Origin of the sequence: Streptomyces sp. NPDC046881 (assembly GCF_040645015.1) — a bacterium.
In the GTDB taxonomy this organism is placed as follows: domain Bacteria; phylum Actinomycetota; class Actinomycetes; order Streptomycetales; family Streptomycetaceae; genus Streptomyces.
In genome coordinates, this window is sequence record NZ_JBEYXJ010000139.1 from 1 (window position 1) to 18185 (window position 18185).

The 18185-nt window shown below is 71.1% G+C and carries 20 protein-coding genes; 3 read left to right on the forward strand and 17 right to left on the reverse strand.

The features are described 5' to 3' along the window. Window positions 1–559: 559 nt before the first annotated feature. Window positions 560–1369: a class I SAM-dependent methyltransferase gene (locus ABZ923_RS37100; RefSeq protein ID WP_361481359.1), complete on the reverse strand. Its 810-nt coding sequence runs from the start codon at window positions 1367–1369 to the stop codon at window positions 560–562. A 264-nt stretch (window positions 1370–1633) separates the two neighbouring features. Next, window positions 1634–2539, reverse strand: coding sequence for an LLM class flavin-dependent oxidoreductase (locus ABZ923_RS37105; protein WP_361481362.1), 906 nt, complete (start codon window positions 2537–2539; stop codon window positions 1634–1636). A 49-nt stretch (window positions 2540–2588) separates the two neighbouring features. Here ABZ923_RS37105 and ABZ923_RS37110 point away from each other — a divergent pair, with 49 nt between their 5' ends. Continuing rightward, window positions 2589–2963, forward strand: coding sequence for a DUF192 domain-containing protein (locus ABZ923_RS37110; protein WP_361481365.1), 375 nt, complete (start codon window positions 2589–2591; stop codon window positions 2961–2963). A gap of 22 nt (window positions 2964–2985) precedes the next feature. Here ABZ923_RS37110 and ABZ923_RS37115 read toward each other — a convergent pair whose 3' ends face one another. The 15 genes from ABZ923_RS37115 to ABZ923_RS37185 all read right to left on the reverse strand — a co-directional run bounded on the left by ABZ923_RS37115 (window position 2986) and on the right by ABZ923_RS37185 (window position 14967). Beyond that, complete coding sequence (locus ABZ923_RS37115; protein ID WP_361481368.1) at window positions 2986–3501, reverse strand: hypothetical protein; 516 nt, start codon at window positions 3499–3501, stop codon at window positions 2986–2988. A gap of 125 nt (window positions 3502–3626) precedes the next feature. Beyond that, window positions 3627–4250 carry an OmpA family protein gene (locus ABZ923_RS37120; RefSeq protein ID WP_361481371.1) on the reverse strand — a complete coding sequence of 208 codons (624 nt, stop codon included), beginning with the start codon at window positions 4248–4250 and terminating at the stop codon, window positions 3627–3629. A 7-nt stretch (window positions 4251–4257) separates the two neighbouring features. Continuing rightward, window positions 4258–4839 carry a hypothetical protein gene (locus ABZ923_RS37125; protein ID WP_361481404.1) on the reverse strand — a complete coding sequence of 194 codons (582 nt, stop codon included), beginning with the start codon at window positions 4837–4839 and terminating at the stop codon, window positions 4258–4260. A gap of 34 nt (window positions 4840–4873) precedes the next feature. Further along, window positions 4874–5467, reverse strand: coding sequence for a pilus assembly protein TadG-related protein (locus ABZ923_RS37130; RefSeq protein ID WP_361481407.1), 594 nt, complete (start codon window positions 5465–5467; stop codon window positions 4874–4876). After that, entirely contained in the window at window positions 5467–5697 is a 231-nt protein-coding gene (locus tag ABZ923_RS37135; protein WP_030346030.1) for a hypothetical protein, read from the reverse strand. The genes ABZ923_RS37130 and ABZ923_RS37135 overlap by 1 nt, the downstream gene beginning before the upstream one ends. Window positions 5698–5822: 125 nt before the next feature. Further along, window positions 5823–6614 (reverse strand): response regulator transcription factor, encoded by a 792-nt coding sequence (locus ABZ923_RS37140; RefSeq protein WP_361481374.1) that lies wholly within the window; start codon window positions 6612–6614, stop codon window positions 5823–5825. A gap of 97 nt (window positions 6615–6711) precedes the next feature. Beyond that, a complete protein-coding gene (locus tag ABZ923_RS37145) occupies window positions 6712–7956 on the reverse strand; it encodes a histidine kinase (protein WP_361481409.1) in 1245 nt (414 codons plus the stop codon). Between the two features lie 219 nt (window positions 7957–8175). Beyond that, entirely contained in the window at window positions 8176–9063 is an 888-nt protein-coding gene (locus ABZ923_RS37150) for a DUF5936 domain-containing protein (RefSeq protein WP_361481377.1), read from the reverse strand. A 13-nt stretch (window positions 9064–9076) separates the two neighbouring features. Beyond that, the gene (locus ABZ923_RS37155) at window positions 9077–10021 is read right to left on the reverse strand and encodes a type II secretion system F family protein (RefSeq protein WP_361481380.1); all 945 of its coding nucleotides are present in this window, start codon (window positions 10019–10021) and stop codon (window positions 9077–9079) included. 11 nt (window positions 10022–10032) lie between these two features. Then, window positions 10033–11370, reverse strand: coding sequence for a CpaF family protein (locus ABZ923_RS37160; protein WP_361481383.1), 1338 nt, complete (start codon window positions 11368–11370; stop codon window positions 10033–10035). Continuing rightward, entirely contained in the window at window positions 11367–11729 is a 363-nt protein-coding gene (locus ABZ923_RS37165; protein ID WP_361481386.1) for a TadE/TadG family type IV pilus assembly protein, read from the reverse strand. Before ABZ923_RS37165 ends, ABZ923_RS37160 begins: the two co-directional genes overlap by 4 nt. Window position 11730: 1 nt before the next feature. Continuing rightward, entirely contained in the window at window positions 11731–12111 is a 381-nt protein-coding gene (locus ABZ923_RS37170) for a pilus assembly protein (RefSeq protein ID WP_361481389.1), read from the reverse strand. A gap of 8 nt (window positions 12112–12119) precedes the next feature. Continuing rightward, window positions 12120–13358, reverse strand: a complete 1239-nt coding sequence (locus ABZ923_RS37175) for a P-loop NTPase (protein WP_361481392.1) — start codon at window positions 13356–13358, stop codon at window positions 12120–12122. A gap of 9 nt (window positions 13359–13367) precedes the next feature. Next, on the reverse strand, window positions 13368–14072 hold the full coding sequence (gene cpaB, locus ABZ923_RS37180) for a Flp pilus assembly protein CpaB (protein ID WP_361481395.1): 705 nt from the start codon (window positions 14070–14072) through the stop codon (window positions 13368–13370). Between the two features lie 58 nt (window positions 14073–14130). After that, entirely contained in the window at window positions 14131–14967 is an 837-nt protein-coding gene (locus ABZ923_RS37185) for a hypothetical protein (protein ID WP_361481411.1), read from the reverse strand. 316 nt (window positions 14968–15283) lie between these two features. Between ABZ923_RS37185 and ABZ923_RS37190 the strand changes: the two genes are divergently transcribed. Both ABZ923_RS37190 and ABZ923_RS37195 read left to right on the forward strand, forming a co-directional pair. Then, complete coding sequence (locus tag ABZ923_RS37190) at window positions 15284–16999, forward strand: glycoside hydrolase family 18 protein (RefSeq protein WP_361481398.1); 1716 nt, start codon at window positions 15284–15286, stop codon at window positions 16997–16999. 528 nt (window positions 17000–17527) lie between these two features. Beyond that, on the forward strand, window positions 17528–18088 hold the full coding sequence (locus ABZ923_RS37195) for a lamin tail domain-containing protein (RefSeq protein WP_361481401.1): 561 nt from the start codon (window positions 17528–17530) through the stop codon (window positions 18086–18088). Window positions 18089–18185: the final 97 nt, after the last annotated feature.

The window sequence follows — 18185 nt, forward strand, 5'->3', positions numbered from 1 at the left end:
GGCGGGCGGGGCGCCCCCCCCCCCCCCCCCCCCCCCCCCCCGGGGGGGGGGGGGGGGGGCGCCCCCCCCCCCCCCCGAGGGGGGGTTTCCACCATAACCCTTCGTGAGGGATGGTGGGTGCATCGGCGTGCCACAACTACTCTCCGGAATCACCCGGCGACGCCCCGGTGGTCGCGGAACGACACATTCAGGGGTGATTGGTGGCCGATTCACAGCGGAATCACAGGCAGATCCGCTCGGATAGCCATGGAATCGCAAGGATTAGGCCATCTTGGGGGAACATCGGCGAGTTGCCCCGGGTCCCTCCGACGGGCGACGCCGTCAGCGAACGGTGGACTTGACGGTTCCGCTACTCCGCCCGGGGAAGATCATCCGGTTTCACGGCACCGCGCAGCCCCCTCCACTGCGCGGTGCCGCCCGCGCAGCTTTGCTCACGCGAATTACCTTGGTCTGAACTTACGTGACCGGTGGGGCTCATGTGAAACCGGGGTGGATAACAATGTGGAAACCGTGCGGGAAATCCCGGCGAACTCCCGGCGAACTCGGGTGGCCGGACCGGTCAACAGCCGGGCCGGCGCTCCGGCTCGCGTACCGGCTTGCGTACGTCGAAGAGGTGCCGGGCGCTGTGCGCGACGAACGGCCCCTCCTTCTCGATCCGCTCGTGCAGCGCCCGCAGGTGCGGCTCGTACGCCTCGACGGTGAAACCCGGGACCATCCAGACCACCTTGCGCAGGAAGTGGACGACGGCGGCGATGTCGTGGAACTCCATCCGCAGCCGCTCCGCCCGCAGCCCGGCCACCTCCAGGCCCGCCACCTCGGCGTCGGCCCGCTCGCGCTCCGGATCACGGGCGCCGCGCACCTCCTGCGGCTGCGGTCCGAGGAAGTGCTCCACCAGTTCGAAGACGCTTGCCGGCCCCACGTGCTGGGCGAAGTAGGTGCCGCCGGGCCGCAGCACCCGGGCGATCTCGGCCCAGTGCGGGCGCACCGGGTGCCGGCTGAGCACCAGGTCGAACGCCTCGTCCGCGAAGGGCAGCGGCGCGTCGTCCGGGGCGGCGACCACCACGACCCCGCGGGGCCGCAGCAGCGCCGTGGCCTTCGCCACGTTCGCCGGCCATCCCTCGGTCGCCGCCACCAGTGCCGGCCGGGCCGGCTCCGCCCGGGACAGCGCGAAGTCCAGCACCTCACCGCCGCCGGTCTGGATGTCGAGCACGGCCTCGGCGCCGGCCAGCCGCTGCGCCGCGGACCCGGCATACCCCCACGACGGGCGCGCCTCGGTGGCCCGCCCCTCGAACCACGAGAAGTCCCACCCCTCGGTCGGCACGGCGGCGCCCTCGGCCACGAGGTCCTCGAAGGTACGGTGCACGGTCATACGACCATGCTCCCAGCCGGGCCACGGCGGGTCCTGCTGTTTTCCCTGCGGGACGGACCGACGGGGGCCATGGGCCGGTCCGGTCGGCGCGGGGAGCCGCACAGGGTGTAGGCCAGCCGGGGATAGGCGGTCGAGGCACTGATCTCGGCGTCCGCGAGGCCCGTACCGCGAGCTGCCCCACCGGATGCTGGCCTCCCGTCTCTTCTGTTTCTTTACTTCCCCCCGGACGCGCGACGCCGGACGAGTCGGTGGCCCCCGTCCCCCTCAGGGCACCAGGGGCCGGACCTCCCGCGCGGCGAAGCGCACGAAGCCCTCCGGGTCCGGTTCGTCCGCCGTCGGCTGCAGTACGACGGTGTCGGCGCCGGCCTCGGCCAGCCGCCGTACCGCCTCGGCCACCGCGCCCGCGTCCCCGGCGACGCCCACGTCCGCCGACTCCAGGCCCTCGGCCGCGAGTTCGGTACGCAGCCGGGCATCGGCGCCGGGGCCCGTCGCGGCCAGGAGGTAGACGACGACCCGGTGCGGGCCGCTGCGACCGGCCGCCCGGCGTCCCTCCTCCACGAGCTTGCGGGCCCGCCGTACGCCGTCCACCGAGGTCGCGGCGGTGAGGAGGGTGCCGTCGGCCTTCTCGCCGGAGAGCCGGAGCGTACGGGGTCCGGTGCCGCCCGCGAGGATGTCGACCGGGTGCTCGGGGGGCCAGTCGAGCGCGACGTCGTCCAACTGGACGTACCGCCCGCGCACGGTGAGGCGCTCCCCGCGCAGCAGGGCGCGCAGGGCGTCGAGGTGTTCGCCGAGCAGGCCGAGCGGGGAGGCGGCCCGGGCGCCGACCTGTCCCATCCAGTCCTGCACCCCGTGGCCCAGGGTGAGGATGGCCCGGCCGGGGAACATGCGCTCCAGCGAGGCGGCCTCCATGGCGGTGACGGCGACGTTCCTGAGCGGCACGGGCAGCAGCCCGATGCCGACCCGCACCCGCTCGGTCCAGGCGAGCGCGGCGGCGGCCGTGGACACCCCGCCCTCCAGGAAGCAGTCCTCCCACAGCCACAGCTCTTCGAGACCCGCGGCGTCCGCTTCCCGGGCGACGGCCCGCAGCCGCTCGGGAGGAAGCTGGGGACGGAATACGACACCGAGTCCTGTCATAGCGCCCTTCCTAGTGGGGAGGACGGCAAAGGACAACGCAATTACTGTTCCGGCGAGTTACGGCCACGGACGCGGGAGGCAGGGCATGGGGCGCTGGCGGGACGGGCGGGGACGGCTGATCGTGTGCACGGACTCCGGGGCGGTACTCGGCGCCCCCGTCCCCCTGGAGATCTCGGCCTCCTACCGCGCACGCACCAAAGGCCTCCTCGGCCGGGACTCGATCGACGGCGCGATGCTGCTGTCACCGGCGAGCGGGGTGCACACCTTCGGCATGCGCATCCCGATCGACGTCGCCTACCTGGACCGCCACCTGACCGTCCTCACCGTCCGCACCATGCCCCCGGGCCGCCTGGGCCTGCCCCGCCTGCGGGCCCGGCACGTACTGGAGGCGGAGGCGGGGGCCATGAGGAAGTGGGGGCTGCGGGCGGGGGTTCAGGTCACCGTGGAGGCCGAGGGCTGAGAAGCCGGACCCGACACAGCCGTCAGTCTCCGGTGAAGTTTTTACCGTCCTTGCAGATGTCCGTATTTTCGACGGCTGTTGTGTACGCGGCGATGAGCTTCCTCATGGCGTCAGCGTCCTGGTGATCAGGGGACTGCATCTGGATGGCAGTGAAGATGGTGCCGCCTGGGAGCTTTTCATGCCTACACTCCCGCGTCCTCCCGAACGCCTCCCAGCCGGAGTAGAGGAACCTTCCCCCCTCCGCCTCGCGATCGAGCCGGGAGTCCGCCTGCCCTCCCACGAAATACGCCGTGCTGCTGCTCGTCAACCACATCTGCTTGAACTCCACCGCCAAACGGGAGTCGACGCGGACCTGGCACACCGATGACAAGGAATCCGGCACATCCTTCTTGATGGTCAATTTCCTACCTGAGGGCATGAAAGGCGCCAGCTCGTCCTGGTCGACCGGAATCCCACAGAAAGAGCTCGGGATTGCGTACTCACGCTTTTCCTCGTGGCCACCACATCCGGAAAGAGCGACCAAAAGCGCGGCAGTCACGGTTGTGACGGCAGCAAAATGCGTTCCTGACCGAAACCAAGGTCTGGGCTCGAGTGGTGGCGCTTCACTGCCTGCTCCGCCGCGTGTTGCGCGCCTACGCCGACGGGGGTGGCGCGATTGTGCGGTCACTGCTGGGTGCGTGGGAAGGTCACCTCCACGCGGCGGTTCTTGCGGCGGCCCTCCTCGGTGGAGTTGTCGGCGATCGGGTACTGCTCGCCGTAGCCGCGGACGTCGAAGGTGATGGTCGGGCTGTTCAGGTCCTGGTCGAGTACGGCCTGTACGGCGTTGGCGCGGGCCTTGGAGAGGGTGTCGCCGTGGGCGGAGGAGCCGAGGTTGTCGGTGAAGCCGAAGACGCGGACCTGGGTCGCGTGCTGCTTCCTGATCTCCTCGGCGATGGCGGCGATGCGGGACTCGGCCTCCGTGCCGATCTTCGCGCTGTCCTTGCCGAACAGCACCTCGGCCTGCAGGGCGAAGGTCACGTCGGCGTTGGTGTCCTCGCGGCGCTCGTCCCCGCTCTGGTCCTCCACGACCGACTTGATGTCCAACACCTTGGCCGCGGCCAGCGTGGCCCCCTCCGGAAGCTTCAGATCCGGATCCGTGGGGTCGACCTTCACCGGGGCGGTGGCGGAGGGCTCGGTGCCGGGGGGTTCACTGGGCCCGGTGCCGTCGGCGACGGCGGTGGTGGCGGGGAGCTGGACGGCGATCAGCAGCACGGAACTGGTGAGCACGAGCCGGGGTGTGGTGGTCACTTTCGCCTCACCCGGAGATCTTGATGGGGGCGCTGGCGAAGGTGGGCAACTGGAAGCTGACTTCCGTCGTGCCGGCCGGCGGTGCAGGGAACTGCATGAAGACGGGGACTGTGTCCCCCGCCCTGACGGACTGGACGCCGATCGTGGTCAAAGGACGACCGTCAGTGTCCCGCAGTACGTAGTAGCGCTTCCTCGCCTTCGAGTCCACGAGCGTGGCGCCACCGAAGGACTGCCCGTTCTTCATGATCTCTGTCTCGTTGCCGGTCAGCTGCGACGACAGAACGGCGTCCTTGCTGCCGTCATTCTTGAGCTGCGCGTTGATCGTGACGAACCCGCCCGCATCCCGCTGGGCGGACATGACCTGCAGCATCAGCCCGTCAGGGCCGCGCAGTTCAGCCAGCGGTTGCGCGGACTGCCCCTCTTGGGGGCTCGCTTGAGACCCACCGCTCTTGGAGGTGGATGCAGAAGCGTCCGGCTTCTTGTCATCGGTGCCCCCACCGCCGCAACCGGCCACACCGACGGCCAAGCCGACAGCAAGGGTCATGGCGACCATCCCCCTGCGAGCCTTCGCAGTGAACCGCATGCTCATCGCACTGCTTCCCTTTTCCATCGTCGTCCGCTTGTCAGCCGGTGGCCAGGTGAACATCGAAGAGGTCCTCGGGCGCGGGCAGATTTGCTTCGTCATCCGGATCCAGCTTCCAGGGCTTGCCGTCACAGGTGAGTTCGGGCAATTCATCGTCCCCACTGGGCTCACCAGGGGCCTCGAACGTGCAGCGCGGTTCGATCACGGCCGTGGCAGAAGCCGTCGAGTGGACGTCCTCCGTCCCCGGGACTACGGAATCTCCCACTGACTTGTTCGTTTTGACATCGACCGTGTACCGCAGAAGCTGCCACCTACAGCCATCCAGCGTGGCGTCGTTCTGCGCCGCAAGGTGCTGCGCACGCGCGCACGGGTTGCCGACGGGCACGTTGCCATCGAAGACGTCCTGCCACTTGGCCGGGTCCAGCAGATCGGCGGTCCATGCGGCCGCAAGCTGGTCACGACCATCCTGAGCTGCAGCCAGCACTGCTGCGTCGGCAGCTGTCTGCGCACCGCCTCGGTTCACTGCAGCCTGGCCTACCGCGAGATAGGCGAACGCAAGAAAAAGCAGGCCCGCCACCACCGTGATGTAGATGGGGAAGGCCTGCCCGGAGTCGCCGTGTGCGCGGCGGACGATCAGGTGATCTCCGTGATCTTCGACTTGATCTTGTCGAGGATCGTCTTGCCGATGTCCGTGCCCGTGATCGCCAGCACGATCGCGACCACCACCGCGATGATGCCCAGGTACTCGACCGCCGTCTGCCCACGGTCGCCGCCACGACGCCGCATCGCCTCGACCGTCGTGTTCTTCCAGCCGTTCAGGCGAACCTTGGTCGCCACAGCCGTCTTCAGCAAAAGATCGCTCACGGTGCTCCCCTCCGGACCTGCTTCCGACCGACGAACCGTAGAGCGCTCCCACCAACGGAGCGGAGGGCCCAAGGGCCCAACCCCAGGCCCATTTGTTGAGCGTGTTGCTGTCGTGGTGGGGCATGTCAGGCCACCCCCAGCCACTTCGCCGTCGCCTGGGACCTCGTTGTGGTGTGGAGCTTGGCGAAGATGCGGTTGATGTGGTTCTTGACCGTCTTCTCGCTGATGAAGCAGGCGGCGGCGATCTGCTGGTTGGTCATGCCGGACGCGATGAGGTCCATGATCTCCGCCTCCCTCGTACTCAGCCGGAACCGTGACCGATACGACTGTCCCATACGTGGTTGCAAATGCGAAAGAGGGGGAAGGGTGGATGGGGCTAAAAGTGGGGGGAGTTCGGGGGCTGCGTGTGCAGGTGCATCTCTTCTCAGGTCGGTCAGCAACGCCGTCGCCGCCCCCGGCGTCACATGCGGCCGCCCCTCCCGGACGTCCCGCACCGCCCGCACCAACTGCTCGGTCGTGAACTCGCCGTGCACCAGATATCCCCCCGCCCCCAGCCGCAGCGCCTCCCGCACGGTCTCCGTCTCGTGGCTGTAGGTGAGCATCATGACGGGGGCAAGCCCCACCAGGTGCGGCAACGCGGAGATTCCGTCGACCCCGGGCATGCGGACGTCGAGGAGGATGACATCGGGGCGGTGCCGGACCGCCGCCTCGTAGGCCTCGCGGCCGTCCCGCGCCTCCGCCACCACCGTGGTGTCCGAGCGGCCGGAGAGCAGGGCCGTCAGGCCGGCGCGGACCACGGGGTTGTCGTCGGCGACCAGCAGCCGCAACGGCGGGGGAACCGGCGCCGGCGGCGGGAACTCGGGCCGGGGGGCGGCGCCGTGCGGTTCCGGTGGACGGGCCGGCCGTGGTGGATGCATGGTCCTCCTCTCGGTTTCGGGCCAAGGGGGCACGGGATCAGGGGGCACGGGATCAGGGGGCATCGGCTCAGGGGGCATCGGCTCAGGGGGCATCGGCTCAGGGGGCATGGCTCTTAGGGGTCGGGGGCATGGGGTCACGGGTCACGGGTCGGGGGGACGGGTCAGGCGTCGGTAGCGGGATGTCCAGGCGTACCTCCGTGCCCCGCTCGTGGGTGCCCTTGCCGATGCGGATCCGGATCCCGGCCTGCGCGGCCCGTTCCACCATGCCGAGCAGGCCGAAGTGACCGGAGTCGCGGAGCTTTTCCAGGCGCGTGCCGGGTGGCAGGCCGGTGCCGTCGTCGTGGATCGTCAGGCGGAGCAGGTGGCCGTCGACCGCCGCCCGTACGTCCACGCGGGTCGCGGACGCGTGCCGGTGGGCGTTCTCCAGCGCCTCGGTGGCGATGGCGAGGAGATGGCGGGCCAGGGCGGGCGGCAGGGGTGGGAGGGAGGGGGGAGAGAAGGCCGTGTGCACGTGCAGGCCCGTGCGCCTGGTGAACTCCGCCGTCCGGGAGGACAGTTCCTGCCAGAACGGGGTCGGTTCCGGCGCGTCCGGGTGGTCCCGTCGTAGGTCCGTGAGCAGTTCCCGGGACTCCGCCGCCGCCCTGCGTGCCGAGCGGGAGACCAGTTCGGCCTGTTCCCTGATGCGGGCCGGGTCGGGGGCCGGGGCCGAGGCCGTGGTGGCCAGGCCGTCCGCCGCCAGGGCCACGCCGTACAGGGTCTTGGCCACGGAGTCGTGCATCTCGCGGGCCAGCCGGGCCCGTTCCGCGCTCACCGCCTCCGCCGCCGCGAGGCGGGCCTGGACCGTCGTCAGGGCCTGGGTCGCGGCGCCGAAGCGGAGCATCAGGTTGCGCAGGGTCGAGCCCATGGCCCCGGCGATGACGCACAGGCCGGGCAGGAGCAGGGACTCGGCGACCGGCGCGTGCAGGCCGGCCTTCAGGGTGGTGTGGACCAGCAGGAGGATCAGGGACTGGAGGGAGGCGAAGCAGGCGGCGCCGCGCCAGCTGTAGACCAGGCCGGCCAGGAGCGGGGTGCACACGCTGACGTAGGCGAGGGTGGTGTCCGGGCCCGCCGAGATCAGCAGGAACGAACCGAAGAGGGTGTCGGCGGCCAGCAGGCTGGGGTGGCGCAGGAGGAGGGGGCCGAAGCGTTCCCAGTCGCGGAAGAGGACGTAGGACACCATGAAGGTGACGACGACGGCCGCGCCGACCAGGCGGGCGCCCAGGCCGGGGGCCGCGTTGAGGAGGGCGGCGGGGGCGGAGACCACGATCATCGCCAGACGGAAGCCGAAGACCTGGCGGCACATCGCCTGCAGGGCCCGGATCTGGAGCTTTTCGGAGGGCTCGGCGGGCGGGGCGGTCACGTCCAGCGGGTGCTCGGCTTCGGCGGGGCCCGCCGCGTCGTCCGCGTTCCCTCCGCCGTCGGCCCGCCACGCCCCCCGCAGCCACGACCCGACGCGCACGCGGGCCCGCCTCCGTCCTCCCTCCCCCGTCAGTCCCGTCACCGTCACCGTCACCGCCCGTCCTCACTCCCCCGTCAGCGTGCCGAAGTCCACGCCGGAGCCCAGCAGCAGGCCGGCGCCCAGCAGGAGCATCGTCGCCGGGACCATGAACGTGGTGATCATCAGCGTGGCCTTGGGCACCGCGCGCGCGGCCTTGCGGCGGGCGTTCTGGGCGTCGGTGCGGCGCATGTCCTTGGCCAGGGAGACCAGGGTGTCCACGATCGGCGCGCCCAGTTCCTCGCCCTGCTGGAGGGCCGTCACGAACATCGCCACCTGTTCCGAGTCGTTCCTCCTCCGCAGCTCCGCGAAGGCCTGTCGGCGGCTCATGCCGAGGTCCATCTGACGCAGGGTGATGCGCAGTTCGTCGGCCCACGGACCCTCGTAGCGGGAGGCGACCCGGTCCAGGGCCTGGCGGAAGCCGAGGCCCGCGCTGACCACCACGGCCAGGACGTCGAGGAAGTCGGGCAGGGTGCGTTCGATGACGTCCTTGCGGACCCGGATCGCCGACCAGATGCCGACCTCGGTCCAGAACGCGCCGAACAGGAGCAGCAGCAGGGCCACGAACCACTGGCCGCGGAGCAGGAAGACCAGGAAGCCGACGGCGCCCAGGGCGCCGTAGACCGCGCGGCGGGCCGCGTAGCGGTCGATGGTCAGGCCGCCGGGGTTGCCCGCGAGGTCGATCTTGCGGCGGTACCTGGCCACCAGGCGCGGGCCCATCAGGCGCAGCACGGCCGGGGCGTAGCGCATGCCGAGGCGGTCGATGACGGAGCCGACCGCGCCGGTGCGGGTGGCGCCGACCTCCAGGGCGACCGCGAGGTCGCCGGGGAGCCGGGCGTCGGCGCGGTACATGCGGATGCCGTGGAAGGCGCCCCAGACGCCGAGGCCCATCAGCAGGGCGAGCAGGAATGCCACCGGGTCACCTCCCTCACACGTCGATCCGGCTCATGCGGCGGATGAGGACGAAGCCGACGGTGTACATGGCGAACGCGATGATCACGCAGGCCTGGCCGACCGGGGAGCCGGTCATGCGGTCGAGCGCGCCGTCCTTGACGCCGTTCATCAGGAACAACGCGCCGACGCCGAGGACGGGCACGGCGTACGAGGTCATGGTCACCTGGGAGAGCTGGGTGCGGATCTCGCGCCGGGTCTCCTTGCGCTCCTCCAGGGTCTCGGTGAGGTTGCGCAGCGCCGAGACGACCTGGCCGCCCGCGCGGTTCGACAGCACCAGGGTCGTGACGAGGACGACCAGTTCACGGGAGGGCAGGCGGTCGGCGAGTTCGCCGAGCGCGTCGTCCAGGGACTGGCCGACGGCCAGCTGGTCGGCGACCTTGCCGAGTTCCTCGCCGGCCGGGGCCTCCAGTTCCTCCGCCGCCATGCCGATCGCGGTGCGCAGGGCGAGTCCGGCCTGGGTGGCGTTGGCCAGGATGCGGGCCAGTTCGGGGAGCTGGCCGATGAAGCGTTCGATGCGTTTCTGGCGCTGCCAGTTGAGGAACTGCACCGCCGCCCCGATGCCGAGGAGCCCGGCGAGGGGGCCGAAGAAGGGGGCGAGGGTGGCCTGCCCGATCAGCCAGAGCGCGGCGACCGTGGCGAGCATGGCGGCGAAGAACTCCCCGGGCGTGACGTCCAGGCCGGTCGCCGCGAGGCGCCGTTCCAGCCAGCGGCCCAGGCGGGTACGGCGCAGCCGCCGGTCCAGGTCGCGGAAGCGGCGCCGGCGGCCGGTGGAGGGCGGCGGGCCGGTGTGGGCGAGCCGGTCCACGAGGGCGGCGCGCCGGGCCCGCCCGGAGGCGTAGGCGTGCACGCCGGCCACCGCCAGGACGCAGGTCAGCAGCGTCACTCCGGTGGTGAGCTGGACGAGGGTGTGCAGTTCCATGGTCCGGGGTCCTACCTGGCTTCTCGGGTGGCTAGCTGGTCGGCGGAGCGGGCGACGCCGAAGGCCTGCGGGACGGGCTGGCTCGCCATGTAGAGGCGGTCGGCGGTACGGCGGGGCAGCGGGAAGTAGCGGAAGGTGCCGTGCACCCGGCCGTCGGGGGTCATGGGCTGTGCCTCGAACCGGGCTGCGGTGGCCAGCCGGTACGGCTCCCCGCCGTGGCTGTCGAGCAGGGCGATCTCGGTGATGCGGCGGGCGCCGTCGGCGAACCGGGTGAGCTGGACGATGACGTCGACGGCACTGTTGATCTGGTCGTGCAGGGCGACGAAGGGGACCTCGACGTCGGACATGGAGGCGAGGGTCTGCAACCTCGTCAGCGCGTCCTCGGCGCTGTTGGCGTGCACGGTCGCCAGGGAGCCGTCGTGGCCGGTGGACATCGCCTGGAGCATGTCGAGGGACTCGCCGCCGCGGACCTCGCCGACCACGATCCGGTCGGGCCGCATCCGCAGGGAGTTGCGGACCAGGTCGCGGATGGTGACCTGGCCCTGGCCCTCCACGTTCGGCGGGCGGGACTCCAGGCGGACCACGTGGGTCTGCTGGAGCTGGAGTTCGGCGGAGTCCTCGATGGTGATGATGCGCTCGTGGGAGGGGATCAGACCGGACAGCGCGTTGAGCAGGGTCGTCTTACCGGTGCCGGTCGCGCCGGAGACGATGATGTTGAACTTGGCCTGCACGAGGCCGGCCAGCAGGTACACCATGTGCTCGTCCAGCGAGCCGAAGCCGATCAGCTCCTGGAGGGTGAAGGAGCGCGGGAAGCGGCGGATGGTGAGGATCGGGCCGGTCAGGGACAGCGGCGGGATGATGACGTTGACGCGTTCCCCGGAGGGCAGGCGGGCGTCCACCATGGGGTTCGACTCGTCCACGCGGCGGTTGACGGTCGACACGATCCGTTCGATGGTCTGCATCAGCTGGTCGGCGGAGACGAACCGCAGCGGCAACTGCTCGACGCGTCCGCCGCGTTCGACGAAGATCGCGTCGGGCCCGTTGACCATGATCTCGGTGATGGACGCGTCCTCCAGCAGGGGCTCCAGGATGCCCAGGCCCAGCGCCTCGTCCACGACCCGGCGGATCAGCTGGGACCGCTCGACGGTCGACAGCACCGGGCCCTCGCGGCTGATGATGTGCCCGAGCACCCGCTCCAGCCGGGCCCGGCGCTCGGCGGCGGCCAGCGAGCTCATCTCCGCGAGGTCGATCTCCTCCAGCAGCTTGGCCCGGTAGGAGGCGACCAGGTGCCCGTCCTCGCCCCGGCTGCCGTGCTCCTCCGGGGTGCTGATGCGTGCACGCAGGCTCATGGTCGGCGGCTCCTCGGTGCGTGGTCGAGCGGCATGGTGGCGCGCTTGGTGGCGGTGCCGAGGTCCCAGACGATGGCGGGGATGCGGACGGTCGCGGTGACGGTCACCGAGTCACCCGCCGGGGCGGACGAGCAGGACACGTTCAGTCCGCCGCTCACCGCGTCGGCGCAGGCCTGGGCGTAGGACTGCTCCAGCGACGCGGCCCGCGCCCCCGCCCGGGCCGCCGTACCGGCCTGTTCGGCGGCGTAGGCGACGGCCCCGAGCTGGATGCCGGCCAGGCCGACGATCAGCAGGACGGGGATGAACCCCAGGTATTCGATGGCCACTTGGCCCCGGTCGCGCCGGCGGCGGTACGACATCTCAGCGTTTCGCCTCCTCGACGGCGCCGGCGTGGCCGTGCACGGTGACGGGGAAGTCGAGGAAGCCGGGGAAGAGGACGGGGACCTTGACGGCCACGTCGGCCGTGACATAGCCGGTCCCGCCGCACTGTTCCACGCTGGCACCCCCTCGCCACGCCCCCGACAGATGCCGCAGCGCCGCCTGCTCGCACGCCCCGAACCGCTCCCCCGGCGGTGCCGCCGTGCCCGCCCGCACACCCTCGTCCGCAGCATTCCCCGCGAGCGTGAAGGCGTACCCCACGAGCACGGCCTGCCACATCAGGACCAGTGTCAGGACGATCAGCGGCGTCATCCCGAGCAACTCGACGCTGACCTGTCCCCGGTCCGAGTCCGGCCTTCTCATCGCAAGGCTCACTCCTTCCGCCGCCGGAAGCCCACCGGCCCCCGGCCGCCGCCCCGGTGGGAGGCTCCCTCGTCCGGCGCCCGTACCAGCCCCAGCTCCCCGGCGAGGGCCCACAGCGCCCGCTTCACCGTGCTTCTGGCGTCCAGTTCGTGGAGCCGCCCGGCGTCCACGACCGCTTGCAGTTCCCGGAAGTTGGCGGGTACGGCCGTACGCGCCAGCGCGGTGCCGGTGATGCGCTGCACCAGCGCGGGCTGGATCTCCGCACCGCGCGTGTGCCGGTTGACGACCACCGTGGTCTCCTCGGCCTTGCGGATCTGCAGCCGGTCCCACATCCGCACGGTCCGTTTGGCGCCGCGTACGGCGATGACGTCCGGGGTGGTGACCAGCAGCGCGGTGTCGGCCATCTCCACCACGGCGGCCCCGGCACCGCTCAGCTGGGCCCCGCAGTCCACCACGACCACCTCGTAGCGGGAGCGCAGCGCGCCGGTGATCTGGCGGGCGGCGCGGTCGGTGACCTCCTCGCCGCGTTCGCCCTCGCCGGGGGCGAGCAGCAGGGCGAGGCCGGTGTCGTGGCGGAAGACGGCGTCGGCGAGGACGCGGGGCGAGATGTCGGTGATGGCGGCCAGGTCGGCCACCGACCGGCGGAACTGGATGTCCAGGTAGGAGGCGATGTCACCGGTCTGGAGGTCGAGGTCGACCAGGGCGGTGGCACGGCCGGAGGCCTGGGCGGCGAGGGCCAGCTGGACGGCGGCCAGGGTGGTGCCCACGCCGCCCTTGGCGCCGCTGACCGTGACGACGGTGCCGCCGGCCCCGGCGAGCACCTCGGCGCCGTGCCCGAGGTGCCGTCGTACCCCCGTGGACCACTGGGCGACGGCCTGGACGCGGCTGGCGAGTTCCTCGTACGACAGCGGGAGCGCGACCAGGCCGCGGGCGCCGGAGTCCATGGCGGCGGCGAACAGGCCGGGGCTCGCGTCGGTGGTGACGAGGATGACGCCGACGGCCGGGAAGCGCAGGGCGACCTCGCGGACCAGCTCCAGGGCCGGTACCGGGCCGATGCGTTCGTGGACGACGACGACTTCCGGGAGTTCCTCGACCGACTCGGCGGCGAGCCGGGCGAGGGTGTCGACCAGCTGGGTCGAGTCGGTGACCGGGGGCTGCGGCTCGGCGTCGGGGAGCTGGCTGAGCAGGGTGGTGAGGGAGCGGACGGCGTCCGGGTCCGAGCCTGCCGGGAGGATCCTGGTGGGCATGGCCGCCTCTCACTTGTCCGTCACGAGTTCGTAGGTGCGGTCCTTGTCCGGGACACTGGTCTCGCTGCCGGGGGCCACGAGTGCGAGCCGGACGCGCTGGGCGAAGGACTCGGCGTAGGTGATGCGCTGGGCGTCGAGGGTGGACAGCGCGAAGGTGATGGGGACGGCGTCGGTGGCCTGCTGGTTCTTGTCGCGGTCCGGCTCCAGGGCGGTGATCTGGCCGACGTCGATGACCCGGGCGTTGGTGACGATGATCTTCGACTGGTCGGGGTCGCCCTCCTTCCTTCCCTCGAAGGTGGCGTAGACGTTGACCCGCGCGCCCGGGGTGATCTTGCCCGCCACGCCGGTCGCCGCATCGATCATGATGGCGACCTCCTGCTGGCCGGGCTGGAGGGCGGGCCGGTCCACGATCATGTCGGTCTGCAGCAGCGAGCCGGGGTGCAGGGTGGTCACGGCGATCTTGCCGCGGATCTGCCGGAGGTCGGTGACGGCGTTGCCGGACAGCCAGCGCTTCGGCATCGAGACTTTCTCGAACTGGTCCGTGGCCAGCGCGGTGTACGGCTTCACCTCGGACCTGACCCGGTAGGCGGCGACCTCGGGCCCCACCTTGGAGTTCACGTCGTGGATGACGGAGAGCACGCCGGCGAACGCGCCCAGCGCGCACAGGACCGACAGGATCAGCAGTATCACGCCGCGGCGCTGACGGGAGTTCATGAACCGTGCAACCTCATTGGGGGAATCGGCCGAGCGGGACGGGTCAGGTTGGCGCAGGTCAGGCGGGCGTTCGCGGTTCCAGGGCGCGGGGTGCCGCGGGCGGGGGCGGGCCGGCGGAGCAGAAGACGCAGCGGTCGCCGATGACGTCGATGCCGCACCAGTGACAGCTGGTCTGCCGTACCGAGGTGACCAGTTGGTAGAGGACGGACAGGTCGGCGAGGTAGCCGCAGAACTCGATCAGGCGGCCGGTCCCCCACCACACCGGGGACTCGGCGGGCAGCGGGGTCTCGCGCAGCCCGTGCACGCCCCACCGGGTGCCGAGCCCGGCGGCCCAGTCGCTCTGCAGCTGCCCCTTGGCGACCAGCATCCAGGTGCTGAACTCGGGGCCCTTCAGCGTGACGTCGGGGGCCACCTTCACCAGCTGCGGCTCGGGGTGGGCGAGCACGGCGAACTGGCTGCCGGGCACCCAGGACCTGGCGTGCGCCTTCAGTCCGACCGGGAACCGGTCCAGCTTGGCGACGGAGCCGAGGACGGCACCGGCGTGGATGTAGTGGGTGAGCAGCCGCCCGGCGCAGGCGAGCACGCCCGGGCTCAGGTCGCAGGAGGCCAGCTGGCGCAGCTGCCGGGCCAGGACGGCGATGCCGAGCGGCGGCAGCGCGGGCCGGAACAGGGCGATGCGGTCGCTCTCCAGCAGCGAGCGCAGGGTGTACAGCCGCCGTACGACCGGCTCCGGGGTGGCCTCGGAGCAGACGACGACCACATGGCCGTACTGCTCGGTGAGGGTGTGGAGTTCGGTGAGGGCCTGGTCCAGCGGCTTGCGGTCGAGGCCGGTCAGCACGACGGCGGGCATGGTCCGCTCGTCCTGCGCCGGCAGTGCCATGTCGGCACTGGTCACGGCAATGGCAGTTGGCACGCGCAGCTCCCCGCTCTTCACACCCGCCCGGCCCGCCGGTGTAACTCCAGTGGGCCAGGACGACTTCACTGCGTGACTACCTGAGCACTGTATCCACGGGTGTATGGCCGGAGAACAGCGTTCGTGAAGCCGGTGTGGAACTCTCCCGGCGCAAGTCCCGCCAAATCCGGACAGGTTGAGCACCCGGTTGGCGACCATTCCGGTCTGGACCTCTTGACAGGTGGATTGGTCTGGACCAACTTGAGAGGCTCGCAAGCGAAGGCCACCGCCCCCCTCTCTCTCCCCACCGGAGGCTCCCGTGCACCGCGCACCAGGCATACCCGGACCCCGCAGACGCCGGCTCGCGGCATGGTCCGCCGCCACCGCCCTGACCCTCTCGGTCGCCGGCCTCGCCACGGCCGCCCCCGCGTCGGCGGCCGACGTCAACAACGTCAGGAACGCGGGCTTCGAGTCCGGCCTGACCAACTGGACCTGTACGGCAGGCAGCGGCACGACGGTCACGTCCCCGGTGCACGGGGGCACCGGGGCCCTGAAGGCGACCCCGTCCGGCCAGGACAACGCCCAGTGCACCCAGTCGGTCGCGGTCAAGCCCAACTCGACGTACACGCTCGGCGCGTGGGTGCAGGGCGGCTACTCGTACCTCGGCGTGACCGGCACGGGCACCACGGACGTCTCCACCTGGACCCCCGACTCCCCGTCCTGGAAGCAGCTGTCGACGACCTTCACCACCGGCGCCTCGACCACCTCGGTCACGGTCTACACCCACGGCTGGTACGGCCAGGCGGCCTACTACGCCGACGACATCACCGTCTACGGCCCCGACGGCGGCGGAGGCGGCGACCCGGCCCCCACCGTCCCGGCGGCCCCGACCGGCCTCTCCGTCACCGGCACGACCTCCTCCTCGGTCTCCCTGTCCTGGTCCCCGGTCTCGGGCGCGACGGGCTACAACGTCTACCGCAACGGCACGAAGGTCACGGCCGTGACGGGCACGTCCGCGACGGTGACCGGCCTGGCCGCCGCCACGTCGTACTCCTTCCAGGTCACGGCGGCCAACGCGGCGGGTGAGTCCGCGAAGTCGGCCACGGTGACCGGGACGACGTCCTCCGGCACGGGCGGCGGAGGCGGGACGCTCCCCAAGCACGCGGTGACCGGCTACTGGCAGAACTTCAACAACGGCGCCACCGTCCAGAAGCTGTCCGACGTCCCCTCCGCCTACGACATCATCGCGGTGGCCTTCGCCGACGCGACCTCCACACCGGGCGCGGTGAGCTTCTCACTCGACTCCGCCGGCCTGGGCGGCTACACGGTCGACCAGTTCAAGGCCGACATCAGGGCCAAGCAGGCGGCCGGCAAGAAGGTCATCATCTCGGTAGGCGGCGAGAAGGGCTCGGTGTCGGTCAGCGACGCGGCATCGGCCACGAACTTCGCCAACTCGGTCTACTCGCTGATGCAGACGTACGGCTTCGACGGCGTCGACATCGACCTGGAGAACGGCCTCAACGCGACCTACATGACCCAGGCCCTGCGCGCCCTGTCGTCGAAGGCCGGCTCCTCCCTGATCATCACCATGGCCCCGCAGACGATCGACATGCAGTCGACGTCGAACGCCTACTTCCAGACCGCGCTGAACGTGAAGGACATCCTCACCGTCGTCAACATGCAGTACTACAACAGCGGTTCCATGCTGGGCTGCGACGGCAAGGTCTACAGCCAGGGCACGGTCGACTTCCTCACCGCCCTCGCCTGCATCCAGCTGGAAGGCGGCCTCTCCCCGTCCCAGGTCGGCCTCGGCCTCCCGGCCTCCACCCGAGCGGCGGGCAGCGGCTACGTCTCCCCCACGGTGGTCAACAACGCCCTGGACTGCCTCACCGCCGGCACGAACTGCGGCACCTTCAAGCCCTCCAAGACCTACCCAGCCCTGCGCGGCGCGATGACCTGGTCCACCAACTGGGACGCGACCTCGGGCAACGCCTGGTCGAACCCGGTGGGGGCACATGTGCACGCGCTGCCGTGACCTGACCTGAACTGTTGTCGTCCAGCGCCCGGGCCTTGCGGTCCGGGCGCTGCCGTGCGCACGCACGACGGCCGAAACCCGCTCCCTCGTAGAATTCCGGGCTTCAACGCAGGCATCCGCAAGGGCCGCGGTACCGAAGCGGAGGGGACGGCAGGCTCGCTTCGCCGCCGTGCCGATTCACGTGCTCACGGTAAGCGCCGACTCGCTCCGGCGACCTGCGCCGCCAGGAGTTGCGCCAGGCCCCCCCAGATTCCCGAGCCCGCCGACGGCTGCCGCTGGCCACCCCCAGGCCCAGCCCCAGCCCCAGTCGTGCGTTACTCACTTTCGGGTGAGGAGTGATGCTGTGGGGTGTTGAAATGCGCACCTCTCGGGGCGTCCGGGTCATAGATGGACATTGCAGTCGAGAGTTGTGGAAATGTGCTCGATTCGTAACAACCGTCGTGTATCCGTGATCCGGATCGTGCGGGGTCGCAAGGTGGGGGCGTGCGGCCACCCGGTCGTCACAGAGCCCTTGTGAAGGGGGACTTCGTGTCCGTTTCCGTTTCCGTCACCGCGCGCCGCGTCGCCGCGGCCGTCGTCACCGCGGTCGCCGTGGTCTGCGCCGCCGCCCTGCCGGCCTCGGCTGCCGACCCCGACCACGGCCGTGGCCACGGCCGCTCCTACCACCCGCGTGTGGTCATCAGCGACGTGCAGTACCGGCCGTCGGACCGCCGTGACGTCCGCGGCCCGGGCGACCGCCCGCTCAACAGGGAGTGGGTGGAACTCACCAACGAGGGCCGCGAGAGCGTGTACCTCGACGACTGGACGCTGTCGGACGAGGACGGCAACACCTACCGGTTCCGGCACTACCGGCTCGGGGGCCACAAGAGCGTCCGGGTGCACACCGGGTTCGGCCGGGACCGCGGGGGCGACCTCTACCAGGACCGTCGGTGGAGCGTGTGGGACCGCGACCGCGACACCGCGATCCTGCGGGACGACGACGGCCGCATCGTGGACGCCACGTCCTGGGGCCACGACCGCCACGACCACCGCGGTGACCGCGGCGACCACGGTCACCGCGACGGCGGGTGGCACGGCCACCGTCACTGACCCGCGGTCGGCCGGGCCCCGCCAGCCGCGCTGAGCGCCGGCCCCGTCGCCCTCAGCCCTCGTCCGCACGGCAGCGCGCCATTCCGCCCGGGATGGC